Source organism: Flavivirga sp. 57AJ16 (assembly GCF_028736925.1).
In the GTDB taxonomy this organism is placed as follows: Bacteria; Bacteroidota; Bacteroidia; order Flavobacteriales; family Flavobacteriaceae; genus Flavivirga.
In genome coordinates this window covers 189,017-205,596 of sequence record NZ_JAQZAT010000004.1, presented here as the reverse complement: position 1 = coordinate 205,596, position 16,580 = coordinate 189,017, and the positions used below count along the sequence as shown (strand labels likewise).

12 protein-coding genes are annotated in these 16,580 nt (G+C 34.1%); 10 read left to right on the top strand and 2 right to left on the bottom strand.

Annotation, left to right across the window (positions count from 1 at the left end):
• Positions 1-563 precede the first annotated feature (563 nt).
• From ilvD to azu, 7 genes are all read left to right on the top strand, one after another.
• Positions 564-2,252, top strand: coding sequence for a dihydroxy-acid dehydratase (gene ilvD / locus PQO00_RS06120; RefSeq protein WP_274183947.1), 1,689 nt, complete (start codon positions 564-566; stop codon positions 2,250-2,252).
• A gap of 11 nt (positions 2,253-2,263) precedes the next feature.
• Positions 2,264-4,000 carry a biosynthetic-type acetolactate synthase large subunit gene (ilvB, locus tag PQO00_RS06115; protein ID WP_274183946.1) on the top strand — a complete coding sequence of 579 codons (1,737 nt, stop codon included), beginning with the start codon at positions 2,264-2,266 and terminating at the stop codon, positions 3,998-4,000.
• A 152-nt stretch (positions 4,001-4,152) separates the two neighbouring features.
• Positions 4,153-4,686, top strand: coding sequence for an acetolactate synthase small subunit (ilvN, locus tag PQO00_RS06110; RefSeq protein ID WP_274183945.1), 534 nt, complete (start codon positions 4,153-4,155; stop codon positions 4,684-4,686).
• A gap of 19 nt (positions 4,687-4,705) precedes the next feature.
• Entirely contained in the window at positions 4,706-6,181 is a 1,476-nt protein-coding gene (gene ilvC / locus PQO00_RS06105; protein ID WP_274183944.1) for a ketol-acid reductoisomerase, read from the top strand.
• A gap of 183 nt (positions 6,182-6,364) precedes the next feature.
• Complete coding sequence (gene ilvA / locus PQO00_RS06100) at positions 6,365-7,630, top strand: threonine ammonia-lyase IlvA (RefSeq protein WP_274183943.1); 1,266 nt, start codon at positions 6,365-6,367, stop codon at positions 7,628-7,630.
• 207 nt (positions 7,631-7,837) lie between these two features.
• A complete protein-coding gene (locus PQO00_RS06095) occupies positions 7,838-9,430 on the top strand; it encodes an NADP-dependent glyceraldehyde-3-phosphate dehydrogenase (RefSeq protein ID WP_274183942.1) in 1,593 nt (530 codons plus the stop codon).
• 547 nt (positions 9,431-9,977) lie between these two features.
• Positions 9,978-10,490: an azurin gene (azu, locus tag PQO00_RS06090; protein ID WP_274183941.1), complete on the top strand. Its 513-nt coding sequence runs from the start codon at positions 9,978-9,980 to the stop codon at positions 10,488-10,490.
• Positions 10,491-10,790: 300 nt separating this feature from the next.
• Here azu and PQO00_RS06085 read toward each other — a convergent pair whose 3' ends face one another.
• Both PQO00_RS06085 and PQO00_RS06080 read right to left on the bottom strand, forming a co-directional pair.
• A complete protein-coding gene (locus PQO00_RS06085; protein ID WP_274183940.1) occupies positions 10,791-11,078 on the bottom strand; it encodes a hypothetical protein in 288 nt (95 codons plus the stop codon).
• Positions 11,079-11,197: 119 nt separating this feature from the next.
• Positions 11,198-12,433, bottom strand: coding sequence for a 3-deoxy-D-manno-octulosonic acid transferase (locus PQO00_RS06080; RefSeq protein WP_274183939.1), 1,236 nt, complete (start codon positions 12,431-12,433; stop codon positions 11,198-11,200).
• A gap of 159 nt (positions 12,434-12,592) precedes the next feature.
• Here PQO00_RS06080 and PQO00_RS06075 point away from each other — a divergent pair, with 159 nt between their 5' ends.
• The 3 genes from PQO00_RS06075 (at position 12,593) to PQO00_RS06065 (ending at position 16,523) form a co-directional block, all read left to right on the top strand.
• Positions 12,593-13,747, top strand: a complete 1,155-nt coding sequence (locus PQO00_RS06075; protein ID WP_274183938.1) for a DegT/DnrJ/EryC1/StrS aminotransferase family protein — start codon at positions 12,593-12,595, stop codon at positions 13,745-13,747.
• Positions 13,740-14,759, top strand: coding sequence for a UDP-glucose 4-epimerase GalE (galE, locus tag PQO00_RS06070; protein WP_274183937.1), 1,020 nt, complete (start codon positions 13,740-13,742; stop codon positions 14,757-14,759). The genes PQO00_RS06075 and galE overlap by 8 nt, the downstream gene beginning before the upstream one ends.
• A 222-nt stretch (positions 14,760-14,981) precedes the next feature.
• On the top strand, positions 14,982-16,523 hold the full coding sequence (locus tag PQO00_RS06065) for an AraC family transcriptional regulator (protein ID WP_274183936.1): 1,542 nt from the start codon (positions 14,982-14,984) through the stop codon (positions 16,521-16,523).
• Positions 16,524-16,580 lie beyond the last annotated feature (57 nt).

The following is a 16,580-nucleotide window of genomic DNA, read 5'->3' as shown; positions in this document are numbered from 1 at the left end:
GCATTTTTAATTCCGAACTTGTTTCGGAATCTTAAGATTCTTAAACGTTCAGAAGAGGTTGCAATCAGTCAAATCTTTCCTCTGTTATTTGTGATGGCAAAAGTAAAAAAATAAAAGGAAATGGGGATTTATTTTCATTTTTTTAAGAAATAAATTGGTGGTTACATTTTAATTGTAAATATTTGCAATAGTAAAATGAAAAAACAAATATTAAATATCGTTTCTATTATTGTCATTGTGATTATTTCACAAGGATAGGAAGCGCTATATATAAATAATTTAAATTTAAAAAGCCTTCCTTAATCGGAAGGCTTTTTTATTGCACATTTTTAAAATTTTGAACATCATAAAAATAACGATCTAAGCGCTTATTATTCAGTCTGTTGTGTTATTTTGAGTGATTATGAATTTAACCAGAAAAACTAAAGAATAGTATAAATAAAAACCTAATAAATTAATTTCGAACCCTATTTAGTGCGGTTATGGGATTTTTAAAAGAATTCATAAATCATTAAAGTATTCAAATTGAAAAAGGGATAAATATAAAATTATCTGCAACAAGTATGAAGGAACTTAATAAATATAGTAAAAGACTAACACAAGATGAATCACAGCCAGCATCTCTGGCCATGTTGTATGCCGTAGGGTTGACTGATGAGGATATGAAAAAAGCCCAAGTAGGTATTGCGAGTACAGGATATGATGGAAATCCATGTAATATGCATTTAAATGGTTTGGCCGCCGAGGTGAAAATTGAATGTAAAATAGCTGGTTTAGTGGGTTTAGGGTTCAATACTATTGGTGTTAGTGATGGTATTTCAATGGGAACTTCTGGAATGAATTATTCTTTAGCATCACGGGATATTATAGCAGATTCTATTGAAACGGTTATGAATGCCCAAAGTTACGATGCGCTTATTTCTGTAGTAGGCTGTGATAAGAATATGCCAGGAGCTGTTATTGCCATGTTACGTTTAAACCGTCCTTCGATAATGATGTATGGCGGCACCATTGCATCGGGAAATTATAAAGGAAGAAAGTTAAATATTGTTTCAGCATTTGAAGCTTTAGGTCAAAAAGTTGCAGGCGAAATAGATGAAGATGAATATAGGGACATTATAAAAAGAGCCATTCCTGGAGCAGGAGCTTGTGGAGGGATGTATACCGCCAATACGATGGCTTCAGCTATAGAATGTATGGGCTTTTCTTTACCTTACAACTCTTCAATTCCTGCAGAGAACCCAAATAAATTATCGGAAAGCGAAAGAACTGCCATAGCCATTAAAAATCTTTTAGAACTAGATTTAAAGCCATTAGATATTATTTCTAAAAAATCTATTGAAAATGCTATTGCGCTTGTTAATGCATTAGGGGGATCTACAAATGCCGTATTACATTTCTTAGCGATTGCACATGCTGCAGATATAGAATTCACACTAGAGGATTTTCAACGTGTTAGCGATAGGACCCCTTTGATAGCCGATTTAAAACCTAGCGGAAAATATTTAATGGAAGATGTTCATGGTGTTGGTGGCACACCGGCAGTTATGAAATATTTGTTGGACAATGGTTATTTATATGGTGATTGTTTAACGGTAACAGGAAAAACATTAGCGGAAAATTTAAAAGATGTCGAACCACTTGCCTTTGAAGAAGACAGTCAAGATGTTATTTATCCAAAGGATAAAGCTTTAAAAGCATCAGGAAATTTACAAATTCTTTATGGAAACTTAGCATCAGAAGGAGCCGTCGCAAAAATATCAGGAAAAGAAGGTTTGTTGTTTGAAGGAAAAGCTGTTGTTTATGATGGAGAACAGGCAGCTAATACAGGAATCTCTAATGGTGAAGTAAAAAGAGGAGATGTTGTCGTTATTCGTTATGTGGGCCCAAAGGGAGGTCCGGGAATGCCTGAGATGTTAAAACCAACCTCATTAATAATGGGAGCAGGTTTGGGGAAATCTGTAGCACTAATAACAGATGGTCGTTTTTCAGGAGGGACCCATGGGTTTGTAGTAGGACATATTACTCCAGAAGCACAATCGGGAGGCACTATAGGACTGTTGAAAACGGGCGATAAAATTAGAATTAGTGCAGAAGATAATTCCATTAACGTCATCCTTTCAGACGAAGCGTTGGCAGAAAGGAAGTCACAATGGGTGTCGCCCGAGTTAAAACATAAAAAAGGAATATTATATAAATATGCAAAATCGGTAGCATCAGCTTCAAAAGGATGTGTAACCGATGCATTTTAATTTTTTTCATAATGAAAGAAACACAAACAATAGAAACAAGTAAGGCTTCCGTTTCCAAAACAGAGCGAATCACAGGTAGTGAAGCTATTATAAAATGCTTAATAGCAGAAGGCGTAGATATTCTTTATGGCTATCCAGGAGGTGCTATTATGCCAGTTTATGACGAATTGTATAAATACAGACATGATATCCACCATGTATTAACACGTCATGAACAAGGAGCGGCACATGCAGCACAAGGATTTGCAAGAATTTCAGGTAGAGTAGGTGTTGCTATCGCGACATCGGGACCTGGAGCTACTAATTTAATTACAGGCATAGCGGATGCTCAAATCGATTCTACACCACTAGTATGTATTACCGGACAAGTACCGTCGAACTTATTAGGAACCGATGCGTTTCAAGAAACAGATATTATTGGTATTTCTACACCAGTTACAAAATGGAATCATCAAGTAACGGATGCATCAGAAATTCCAGAAGTTTTGGCAAAAGCATTTTATATAGCAAAAAGCGGTCGTCCAGGTCCCGTTTTAATTGATATTACAAAAGATGCTCAGTTTGGAGAACTTGATTTTAAATATGAAAAGTGTATAGGGGTAAGAAGTTATAATCCAGTTCCTAAAATAGAAATAAATGATGTTAAGGCTGCCGCCAAATTAATAAATGCTGCAAAAAAACCAATGATTGTTTGGGGACAGGGCGTTATTTTGGGCAAAGCAGAAGAAGCATTAAAAGCGGTTGTTGAAAAGGCAGGGATTCCTGCTGCTTGGACCATTATGGGCGCTTCGGCACTACCAACTTCACACCCTTTAAATATTGGTATGGTGGGGATGCATGGTAATTATGCACCTAATAAGTTAACCAACGAATGTGACGTGCTTATCGCCATCGGAATGCGTTTTGATGACCGTGTTACTGGTGATTTAAATACGTATGCAAAACAAGCCAAAGTCGTTCATTTTGAAATTGACCCAGCAGAGGTTAATAAAAATGTACATGCAGATGTTGCTGTTTTAGGGAACTCTAAAGATAGTTTAGAGGCGTTGTTGCCATTGTTAAATGAAAATTCACATAAAGCATGGCACCAAGAATTTAAGGATTTGTATGCTATCGAATTTGAAAAAGTAATTAAAGATGATCTTCATCCAACCAAAGAAGGGCTGACTATGGGTGAAGTCTTAAAAGAAATAAACATACAAAGTGAAGGAGATGCCGCCATTGTGTCAGATGTTGGTCAACATCAAATGATTGCCTGTCGTTATTCAGAGTTCAATAAAACGAAGAGTAATATTACTTCAGGAGGCTTAGGCACCATGGGATTTGCTCTTCCAGCAGCCATTGGAGCTAAAATGGCGGCACCAGAACGTGAGGTAGTGGCCATAATTGGCGATGGTGGTTTCCAAATGAACATTCAAGAGTTAGGAACTATATTTCAACAAAAAGTACCTGTGAAAATAGTGGTGCTGAATAATGAATTTTTAGGAATGGTTCGTCAGTGGCAACAGCTGTTTTTTGATAAGCGATATGCTTCTACAGAAATGACAAACCCAGATTTTATTACGATAGCAAAAGGATATTATATAGCTGGAAAACGTATTGCTAAAAGAGACCAATTGGCTGATGCCGTAAAAGAAATGATAGCCTCTAAAGAGTCTTATTTATTAGAGGTTTGTGTAGAAAAAGAAGATAATGTATTTCCAATGATTCCTTCTGGGGCATCTGTTTCAGATATCCGTTTAAGTTAGGAAAGAATAAAGAGTTTAGACAATAGAATATAGATTTTAGATAATAGAATTATGGACAAAAGAATAAAGATGGATTTAAAGAAAATAGATGGTTAAGTAAAAAGTTTTGCTGTCTATTATCTAACATCTTTTTTCTAATATCTTTTTTAAAAATGAACGAAGAAATAAAAACATTCACGATTTCAATATACACCGAAAATAATATCGGTTTGCTAAATCGTATATCTGCAATTTTTCAGAGAAGACATATCAATATTGAAAGCCTAACAACTTCACAGTCAGAAATTGAAGGGGTAAACAGATTTGTTATTGTCGTAAATATAACGGAGCCTCAAGCTAAAAAAATCATAGGGCAATTTCAAAAACAAATTGAAGTGATTCGTGCTTATTACCATACCGATGAAGAAACTATTTTTCAAGAATCGGGTATGTTTAAAATAAAATCCGATTTATTATTTAATGAACCTCAAATTCAAAATATAATAAAAGAAAGTAATGCAAGAATAGTGACTGTAAACAAAGAATTCTTTGTTCTGGAAAAGTCCGGGAGAAGAAACGAAATAGAATCACTTCGTAGGGACTTAAACATTTTTGGAATCATGCAATTTGTACGATCCGGGCGTATTTCGGTAACTAAAGAAGAAATGAAAATCACAGAAATGCTTTTAGCATTTAATAACCAATAGTAATAATAATAAAATTAAAATGGGAAATTATTTTAACACACTCTCGCTAAGAGATAAATTAGATCAATTATCGAAGTGTAGATTTATGGATGCTTCAGAGTTTTCAGAGGGAGTAAACGCTTTAAAAGGTAAAAAGATAGTCATAATAGGATGTGGAGCTCAAGGGCTTAATCAAGGTTTGAACATGAGGGATTCGGGATTAGATATTTCTTATGCCTTGCGTGACGCTGCAATTTCTGAAAAACGAGCCTCTTTTGTTAATGCAACAGATAATGGATTTACAGTTGGTAATTACCAAGACTTAGTTCCATCGGCAGATTTAGTGTTAAACTTAACTCCAGATAAACAGCACACAAATGTTGTAAATGATATCATGCCTTTAATGAAACAAGGGGCTACATTATCGTATTCTCACGGTTTTAATATTGTTGAAGAAGGGATGCAAATCCGTAAAGACCTTACGGTTATTATGGTTGCTCCAAAATGCCCTGGATCTGAGGTAAGAGAAGAGTACAAACGTGGTTTTGGTGTACCAACGCTTATTGCTGTTCATCCAGAAAACGACCCGGAAGGAAAAGGATGGGAACAAGCAAAAGCTTATGCCGTAGGAACAGGTGGAGATAGAGCAGGTGTTTTAGCATCATCTTTTGTCGCTGAGGTAAAAAGTGATTTAATGGGAGAGCAAACCATTCTTTGTGGATTGTTGCAAACAGGTTCTATTCTTTGTTTTGATAAAATGGTCGAAAAAGGTATAGATGCAGGTTATGCTTCTAAACTTATTCAATACGGTTGGGAAACCATTACAGAGGGTCTTAAATATGGAGGAATTACTAATATGATGGATCGTTTGTCCAACCCTGCAAAAATTAAGGCTTTTGAATTATCAGAAGCATTAAAAGAGATCATGCGCCCACTATTCCAAAAACATATGGATGATATCATGCAAGGGGATTTTTCTAAAGGCATGATGGAAGATTGGGCTAATGATGATAAAAATTTATTAGGTTGGAGGGCTGCTACAGGTGAAACGGCCTTTGAAAAAACGCCTGCGGGAGATGTTGAAATCTCAGAGCAAGAGTTTTATGATAATGGCGTGCTAATGGTGGCATTTGTTAGAGCTGGTGTTGAACTAGCTTTTGAGGCCATGACAGATTCTGGAATTATTGATGCATCTGCTTACTACGAATCATTACACGAAACACCTCTTATTGCAAATACCATTGCAAGAAAGAAATTATATGAAATGAATCGTGTTATTTCTGATACTGCAGAGTATGGGTGTTATTTGTTCGATCATGCATGTAAACCTCTTTTAGCGGATTTCATGAAAACTATTGATACTGATGTTATAGGAAAAGCTTACTCTAAAGATAATGGAGCAAATGTAGATAATGCAAAATTAATAGAAGTGAACGCTGCTTTAAGAAACCATCCCGTTGAAAAAATAGGAGCGGTCTTAAGAGCCTCTATGACGGCCATGAAGCCTATAGTTTAATTGAAAAGAATTTCTTCGAGACATGGGGCTCGAGATTTCTATTAAAGATTGCCATCCCGTGCCTGTGCTGAACTTGCCTGTGCTGAACTTGTTTCAGTATTTCAGTAAAATGGTAAGGTTCATGAATTCATTATCTTAAAAATAGAGATCAATGGATACAACGGGAAATTAAATTAATAATTTATGAATAAGGAAAACGTTACATATTTTCCTAGTATTGATAATATTAAGGAGGCTGCCGATACTATTAAAAAAGTATCGGCAGTCACGCCTTTAAGCCCTAGCTTAAGGTATTCAGAATACTGTGATGCTAATGTTCTTTTTAAACGCGAAGACCTACAACAAGTTCGATCTTATAAAATTAGGGGTGCCTATAATAAAATAAGTTCGTTAACCTTTGAAGAATCTAAGAAAGGAGTCGTTTGTGCAAGTGCAGGAAATCATGCTCAGGGCGTTGCCTTGTCTTGTAAATTATTGGAGATTGAAGGCACTATTTACATGCCAGCTCCAACACCAAATCAAAAAGTAGAGCAGGTTAAAATGTTTGGTGGCGATTTTATAGATATTAAACTTATTGGTGATACGTTCGATGATGCCTATCATGCAGCTATGTTGGAATGTGAGCAACTTAGCAAAACATTTATTCACCCTTTTAACGATGAAAAAGTTATAGAGGGGCAGGCTACTATTGGCTTAGAAATCCTAGAACAATCTAAAGTTCCTATCGATTATGTTTTTATAGCGGTAGGAGGTGGCGGATTAGCAGCGGGTTTGTCCACCGTATTTAAGCAACTTTCGCCCCATACTAAAATTATTGGTGTCGAACCGGAAGGTGCACCTTCCATGTCTGTGTCTATTAAGAATAATAGAAATACAGAATTAGAACATATTGAAAAGTTTATAGATGGTGCCGCAGTAAAACGCGTAGGAGATTTAACGTTTCCAATCTGTAAAGAGAACTTGCATCATATGATAACAGTTCCAGAGGGAAAAGTGTGTGAGACTATTTTAGAGCTTTACAATAAAGATGCTATAGTGGTAGAACCTGCTGGTGCACTAAGTATTTCTGCTTTAGATTTTTATGCTAAAGAAATAAAGGGTAAAAACGTTGTGTGCGTGGTTAGTGGTAGTAATAATGATATTACGCGTACTTCCGAAATTAAAGAACGCGCCTTATTATATGCTAATTTAAAGCACTATTTTATTGTTATATTTCCCCAGCGGTCCGGAGCATTAAAAGAGTTTGTGGTTGATATCTTAGGACCAAATGACGATATCACCTATTTTCAATATGCTAAAAAAACGAATAGAGAAAATGGGTCGGCTGTGGTTGGTGTTCAATTAAAATCGGCAAGCGATTTAGCACCGCTTATTACCAAAATGAAACAACGTAATTTTTATGGGGATTATTTGAATGATAAACCCGATCTGTTTCAGTTTTTGGTGTGATTTATTTATAAAGTTTTTAGCCTGATTTTTATTTTTTCATTTCTTTTATGTTTTAACAACCGAAAACGATTGCGTCTTATATAAATTATTTGGAAGTAATTAAACTGTTAAGAATATGATATTTATTTAATACTAACCTGTTTTTTAGCGAAAATTAAATCAAAATATAAGTATATTGCTTTACTTAAACGCTATATTTATAAAGGTATGAGTACATCATTTTTAGACATTCCAGAAATATATAAAATCAAATCACTTTTACATCAAAAGACCTATTTAGTATCAGGTGAGCTAAAACAATGGGAAGGTGACACCGCAGAAGTGTATTCAACAATTTCTTCAACAGAAGATTATAAGCCTACATTATTAGGTACCATTCCCCAGCTTACTGAGAAGGAAGCACTAGAAGCATTAAATTCAGCAACAGGAGCTTACGATAAAGGACAAGGTTTATGGCCAACCATGAAGGTTGTAGATAGGATTGCTTGCATGGAAAAGTTTGTAGAACAAATGAAAACCAAGCGGGATGCCATTGTAAAGCTTCTTATGTGGGAAATAGGGAAGAACCTTCCGGATTCAGAAAAAGAATTCGATAGAACCATTGATTATATATACGATACTATTGAAGCTTATAAACAAATTGATAGGGATTCGGCAAAATTTGAAAAGAACGAAGGCGTATATGCGCACATACGTAGAGGGCCATTAGGGGTTGTTTTATGTTTAGGTCCCTATAATTACCCATTAAATGAAACTTTTACATTGCTCATTCCTGCATTGATTATGGGGAATCCTGTGATTTTTAAACCAGCGAAACTAGGAGTATTATTAATTTCACCATTGTTAGAAGCTTTTCAAAATAGTTTTCCAAAAGGGGTTGTAAATATTATTTATGGTCGTGGTCGTGTATTGGCAACACCTATTATGCAATCTGGTAAAATTGATGTATTGGCATTAATTGGGAATAGTAAATCTGCAAACGCCATTCAAAGTAGCCATCCAAAGAAAAACAGGTTACGTTTGGTATTGGGCTTAGAAGCCAAAAATCCTGCGATCGTTTTGCCTGATGCCGATTTAGACTTAGCAGTAAGCGAATGCATTGCAGGGACACTGTCCTTTAACGGGCAACGTTGTACAGCCTTAAAAGTATTGTATGTACATGAATCTATTGCAGATGACTTTAATAAACGATATTCTGCAAAAGTAGATGCACTCAAGTTTGGAAACCCGTGGGATGCTGGAGTTAAATTAACACCGCTTCCGGAAGCTGATAAACCAGCTTACATTCAAGAGCTAATAGACGATGCTCAGGAAAAAGGAGCAAAAATATTGAATAAAAAGGGTGGAGAAATGAGCGAGAACTTTATATTTCCTGCAGTTTTATATCCTGTTGATAAAAGCATGCGAATATATAAAGAAGAACAGTTTGGACCATTGGTGCCCATTGTTCCGTTTACAGACATTGAAGAACCATTAGATGATATGGCTGCATCTAATTATGGACAGCAAGTAAGTTTGTTTGGTAAAAATATAAATACGTTATCACCATTAATCGATACTTTGGTAAACTTGGTTTGTAGGGTTAATTTAAACAGTTCTTGTCAAAGAGGCCCAGATGTTTATCCTTTTACGGGAAGAAAAGATTCTGCTTTTAGTACCTTAAGTGTGCATGATGCATTACGTTCTTTCTCAATAAGAACCTTTGTGGCATCAAAGGATAATGATTATAATAATGCTATTTTAAAAGAGTTATTAGAGAAAAAGACATCTAATTTTATAAGTACAGATTATATTTTATAGTAAAATATTTAAATTTGATAAGTTATATGGGATGAACTAATTCCACTCTTTGTGGGATCCTAGGTTTAATACTTAGATCCCGGGGGCCATTTTCAGGGGCAGGACTTGCGTTGGGATTTATATCTTTTATTTAACCACTTCTATAAATATTTTTTGATTTAGTGCAGTAATTTTCACTGAAAAATATTGCACTATTTTATTTGTTAATACCTTTATCTTTGATAAGATTTTATAATTATACCAGTTCTGCTATAAAATGCGATATAAATAATTTGAATTAGTTTTTGCTAGTTCAAAGCATGAAAATCTATCATAGCCTTAGCTACGATTTATTTTTATAATATAGAAATAGTGAAAAATAAACGAATTATATGTTGTATTTTATGGTAGAAATGGTATTACAAATTGAAGTCATTTAAAGAAATATAATAATAGGACTGGTTTAAACTTTTTCAATCGGCTAAAAAATTGCTAATTTTCGCCATAATCAAGAACGTTTAAATTGGTTTATACTCAAAGAAAGTATTTTTAAATTAAAACAATAAAAATGAAAACAGCAAAGTATGTACTAGGTGCTATTTTTTCTTGTGCGGTATTAATCGCATGTGGAGGCAAAGAAGAAAAAAAGAAGGAAGGGTTTAGCTATGAAAATAAAAAGGACACTTCTACAAGCACAGCAACAAAGGATTCTAATGAAATAGTTATTTCCGGTAATGATTTAATGCAGTTTGATAAGACTGAGATTAGAGTAAAAGCTGGACAAAAAGTGAAAGTTACTTTAAGGCATAAAGGGAAATTAGATGTTAATGTCATGGGACATAATTTTGTACTTCTTAAACAAGGTGTAGATCTTGCTGGCTTTGCTGCTGAGGCAGCTGTTGCTAAAGACAACGAATATATACCAGAAAAGACAAAAGATGTTATAGCGCATACTTCTTTAATTGGAGCAGGACAAACGACTTCTGTTGAGTTTGTTGCCCCAGCAGCAGGCGAATATGATTACTTGTGTAGTTTTCCAGGGCATTATGCTATGATGAAAGGTAAATTGATCGTTGAATAATACTAATTCAAGTCTATAGATAAAATCGAAAGAATCAGCTTGCCTAGTTGGTTTCAGGAAATTAGTTAAATCGGTTCTTGTTTTATACGAAACATAAAACAAGAACTCACTTGGCTAGACCCATACCTTCGTTATGGCTTCTTTTAACGGTTATGCCAAGTAAATAGCCAAAGTGCTGAAGTGGAAAGGAAAAGAGGGTGTTTTAATTTGACGGTAATATGACATGGGAAGGTATTACTCAAAAAAAAGACTACCTTTTTAGGTAGCCTTATTTTTTTTTAGAAGGTATTATTGTTGGTATTAGTGACCAGCTTCTTCCTTTGCTTCTTCAACTTTTTCTTTTGCTGTATCAAGAGCATCGTCAACCGCTTTTTCAGCATCGTCAGCAGCTTCTTCCATAGCTTCTTCAGCATCGTCAGCAGCTTCTTCTACAGCATCAGCAGTAGCTTCTGCAGCTTCTTCAGTAGCATCAGCAGCAGCTTCTACAGCATCAGTAGCAGCTTCTTCAGTTTTTTTAGTATCTCTGCAAGAAGTAAAAGATAAAGTTAATACTAGTAATAAAGCGGTACTTAATAATAATTTTTTCATTGTTCTTTGTTTTAGTGTTAATTATTTGAGTATTAAAATACTAAATACGAATTTAGTAACTTTTAGTAAATTTCAAGAGTTTTATATTATTTTTTTTAACAATTTCCCTATAAAATACCTTATATACGCAGATAATCTATTATTTGGATGACGGCTCCTTTATTTTTTGAGATATAATGGCCGTTTTTCTTTCCGGAAAACAGACGTTTTTCTTTGTTTTGAATCAGTTCGTTTAAGATGCTATTAAATTCTTTTTGGTCGGAAACAGAAAACATACCGTTAATATTTATCATATCTTGGGCCTCTGGAAACTTTTCGTGATGAGGACCAATAATAATGGGTATTGCAAATACGGCAGGCTCTAAAGTATTGTGCAAGCCGGTATGTCCCATAGCACCACCAACATAAGCAATATTTGCGTAACTGTAAACTTTTGAGAGAATTCCTATAGTATCTATTATAAAAACCCGAGCATTGATTAATGACGTGTCATTTTTTTGGGAATATAATACAGACTTAACCTGTAGCTTTTCTTGAATATTATTTATTTGCGTGGTTTTTATATTATGGGGTGCGATAATAAACTTGACATTTTTATGGTCAGTAGCATTGATATAATTAATCAATAAATTTTCATCTTCAGGCCATGTACTGCCTGCTACTACACATAGCTTACCGTCTTTAAAGATTTCAATAAAACTTAAATGGTTATTTAATTCTAATTGACTGGATACACGATCAAAACGGGTATCACCACTAACAGTTACGTTGTTGTAATGTATGGATTGAAGTAATGTTTTTGAAATTTCATTTTGTGTAAAAATATGTTCGAAAGTAAATAGGGCACGCCTTAATTCCGTACCATAAAATTTAAAGTAAGGTTGATTTTTTCTAAAGGCGGCCGAAATTAAAATAGCACGTAACCCGCTTCTTTTTAATTCATTTAAAAAATTGGGCCAAATATCGTATTTAACAAAAATGGTAAGTTCTGGATTAAGAATGTTTATAAACCGTTTTGCATGCCTTTTGCTATCCAGGGGCAAATAAACAACAACATCTGCAATAGGTGAATTTTTACGAACTTCATACCCAGAGGGAGAAAAGAAGCTAAGTACAATTTTGTGCTGTTTATATTGTGCTCTCAGTATTTTAAAAACAGGAAGCCCCTGTTCATATTCGCCTAAAGAAGCACAATGAAACCATAACGTTTTATCACTGGAATTTAAATGGCTTTCAAGAACCTTAAAAGTATTTCGACGACCCACCATGCCCTTTTTAATTTTTTCATTAAATAAGGAAGCACATTTTAACCCAAGGTGTACTATATGGATACCTATATTGTAAATAAAACTCAATTTTTTTCTTTACTGCTAAAATACATTTCTTTGAAACAAATTCATTGTTTAGCGTAAATGATTTTTGTAATTTTGTAGGCTGTTGACCCATAAAGGGTATTCCTTAAAATTAGTCTTGATTTTTTTGTTTAAAAACAATAAGACTATAATTTTTTTTAGATGAAGAAAATTCAAATGGTTGATCTTAAAGGTCAGTATAACGATATAAAAAATGTCGTTAACCCTTCTATTCAAGAAGTTATAGAAAACACCTCATTTATTAATGGTCCCAAAGTTCATGAGTTTCAAAAGAATTTAGAGGAATATTTAGGAGTGAAGCATGTTATTCCTTGTGCTAATGGTACGGATGCCTTGCAAATAGCGATGATGGGTTTAGGTTTAAAGCCAGGGGATGAGGTTATTACTGCAGATTTTACCTTTGCAGCAACTGTAGAAGTGATCGCATTATTACAATTAACCCCAGTTCTAGTAGATGTTAACGAGGATGATTTCAATATAAATATTGAAGCTATTAAAAGAGCCATCACGCCTAAAACAAAAGCCATAGTCCCTGTGCACTTATTTGGGCAGTGTGCTAACATGGAATCTATCATGGAGATTGCCAAGGAACATAATTTATTTGTAATTGAAGATAATGCGCAAGCCATAGGGGCATCTTATACCTTTAAAAACGGTAGTAAATCTAAAGCTGGAACTATAGGCCATGTAGCTTCTACTTCTTTTTTCCCGTCTAAAAACTTGGGTTGCTATGGAGATGGCGGTGCTATTTTTACGAATAACGATGATTTAGCACATACCATTAGAGGCATCGTAAACCATGGGATGTATGAACGTTACCATCATGATGTCGTGGGCGTAAATTCACGTTTGGATAGCATTCAGGCAGCAGTTTTGGATGCTAAATTACCACATTTGGATACTTATAATAAATCAAGGCAGGGTGCTGCAAAGAAATATAATAAGGCATTTGAAGGTGTTGAAAATGTGATGACGCCAAAAGTATCAAATGGTTGTTTAGAAGTTTGTGATACTTGCGATTGTCACGTTTTTCATCAATATACACTTAGAATAAAAGACGTTGATAGGGATGCGTTGGTAAAACATTTAAATACCCATAATATACCTTGTGGTGTTTACTACCCCATTCCGCTTCATAACCAAAAAGCTTATAAGGGAGATAGGTATAATGAAGATGATTTTAAAGTAACGAATCAATTAGTTAAAGAAGTAATTTCGCTGCCAATGCATACCGAGTTGGATGACGAACAAATTGAATATATTACATCAACAATTATTAAATTTATAAATGGATAAAATATTAGTTACTGGCGGATTAGGGTTTATAGGGTCACATACCGTTGTTGAATTACAAAATGAAGGTTACGAAGTTGTAATAATTGATGATCTGTCAAATTCTTCAGAAAAAGTATTAGATGGGATAACAGCAATAACGGGTAAAACTCCCATTTTTGAAAAATTGGATCTTAAAGAAAAAGATAAAGTAGAAGCATTTTTTAAGAAACATAATGATGTAAAAGGGGTTATTCATTTTGCAGCAAGTAAAGCGGTAGGCGAGAGTGTAAAAGAACCATTACTATATTATGAGAATAATATTAGCACATTGGTCTATATTCTTAAGGAACTTAAAAAACTACCATCTGCTGGATTTATTTTTAGCTCTTCCTGTACGGTTTATGGACAAGCTGACGAATTACCAATAACCGAAAATGCACCTGTAAAACAAGCGGAGTCTCCTTATGGAAATACAAAACAGATTGGTGAAGAAATAATTAAGGATACTTGTAAAGTATCGTCTAATTTAAAGGCTATCGCATTGCGTTATTTTAATCCCGTTGGAGCGCACGAGTCGGGTATGATTGGAGAATTGCCAATTGGCGTACCGCAAAATTTAGTTCCTTTCATTACACAGACAGCCATTGGGTTGCGTAAAGAATTATCTGTTTTTGGAGACGATTATCCAACACCAGACGGTACCTGCATTCGAGATTATATTCATGTAGTAGATTTGGCTAAAGCACATGTTGTTGCTTTAGGGCGCTTACTTCAGAACAAGAACAAAGCCAATTATGAAACTTTTAATTTAGGTACAGGAAAAGGGAGTTCTGTGCTGGAAGTTGTTCAGTCTTTTGAACGTGTCTCTGGAGTCAAACTAAATTATAAAATTGTCGATAGAAGAGAAGGGGATATTATTTCGGCATATGCAGATACCAATAAGGCCAATGATGAATTGGGTTGGAAAACCGAATTAGCTTTAGATGATGCTATGCGTTCTGCATGGGCATGGGAGCAAAAGGTTAGAGGTTGATAATATAGTATTTACTCCAAAATATGCTCTGCGGAAAGTGTTAAAATTTTGATGTTTTTGTTGAAAACAGATCATAATTTAAGGAAAGACAAGGTGTATTATTATCGGGAGTTACTTATTTAAGTTTTTTTTAAGAATTATAAAGCTCTTTATTTATAATTTAATAGCCTGTTAGTTTTGCTGATAAAAAGCGTTTTATAACCACTCTCAATTAATCCATTAATGTCATCTAACTCAAAAATATTACTTTTTGTTTTATGCTTGTTTGTTATATCTAACAAATTGGTTGCAGCTCCCAAATTAAATACGGTTCCATATTTGTTTTTAACACAAATAGATAGTTTAATTAAGCAGAAGAACATCAGCAATGATATGACGCAGTTAGAGCTATTGGTACTTTATAATGATGCCATAGCAGAAAAACACCCGGATTCGGTCAGGATATTTAAAAAATTGGCTATTCTAAATGCTGATTTGGACCAACCTAAGGATGCCTGTATTTTCACAAAAAAATATATTAACAATACATTGGATTTTTCAATCCTAAACGATAGGGTATATGATGTTATTAGTGATTCTGAAGAATATAAAGAGCTGTCTAAAAACCTCTTATTGAAAATAGATTGGCTTACATTTTTGTTTTTATATGTTGCTTTAATTGGCTTTTTTTTCACTGTAATTATTAATTTTTCTAAGAAATCCAATAGATATGCTAAGTTATTTATTAGTGGGTTTGTAGGGGTACATTCTTTATTTATCATGGAGTTTGTTTTGTACATCTCTAACATTCAGTACAAACTTCCCCATACCTATTTAATGGCCTCGGTAGGTGCCCTTTTATATGGACCATTACTATATTTTTATTTTAAAAGTGTTACTTATAATTTTAAGTTTAAACCTATTGATTTATTGCATTTTTTGCCAACACTTGTTTTAATTGTGTTTTTGTTCCCAATGTATTCGCTTTCTGGCAATGAAAAAATTGAGATCATGCTGGAATTGAACAATTCTTACGATAGTTACAGGTATGTAATCTTTATATCTAAGGTGGTGTCACTGGTTATATATGCGATTTTAATAGGGAGATTTCAATTCAGTCATAGAAAAAAAGAGACGGGCTTCGAGAATAAAGAACGACCTATTGATACATGGAAGAAAACGATTTACAGAATACATATTGTATATCTCATCTCTTATATTATTTACGGTTTGCCGGTAAGCGGCTTATTGCTTTCTTTTCCCTACTTTATTAACTATATCCAGGTAAGTATTATGTCTGTTATGGTTATATATCTGGCCTACATGGCATATGTGCAGCCCGAAATTTTTAAGTACGATTATGATGCGCTAAAAGAGAGTATAATATCTTTGGGCAAATATCAAAAATCGGGACTTACGAATGCCTTATCCCAAGAGCTCAAAGAAAATTTAATTAAGCTTTTTGTAGAAGACAAAGTGTATAAAGAAAACAATATAAATCTTGAAGTATTATCCAAAAGATTAAATACAACAAGGCACAATACCTCTCAAATAATAAATGAACATTTCAATATAAATTTTTTTGAGCTTATAAATAAATTTAGAATTAAAGAAGCTATTAATATTCTTAAAGAAGATATCCACGGAAGCCTTAACATTATTGATGTTGCCTATGAAGTAGGATATAATAATAAAGTCACTTTCAACAAGGCGTTCAAAAAAGAGACATCGCTAACACCTTCCGAGTTTATAAATTCCCAACTCAAAAAGAATACCTGTGGGTAAATTTCGGGTAAACCATCTTCGGTAAAGTAAGGTATTATAAGTATTACCCCTTAATCT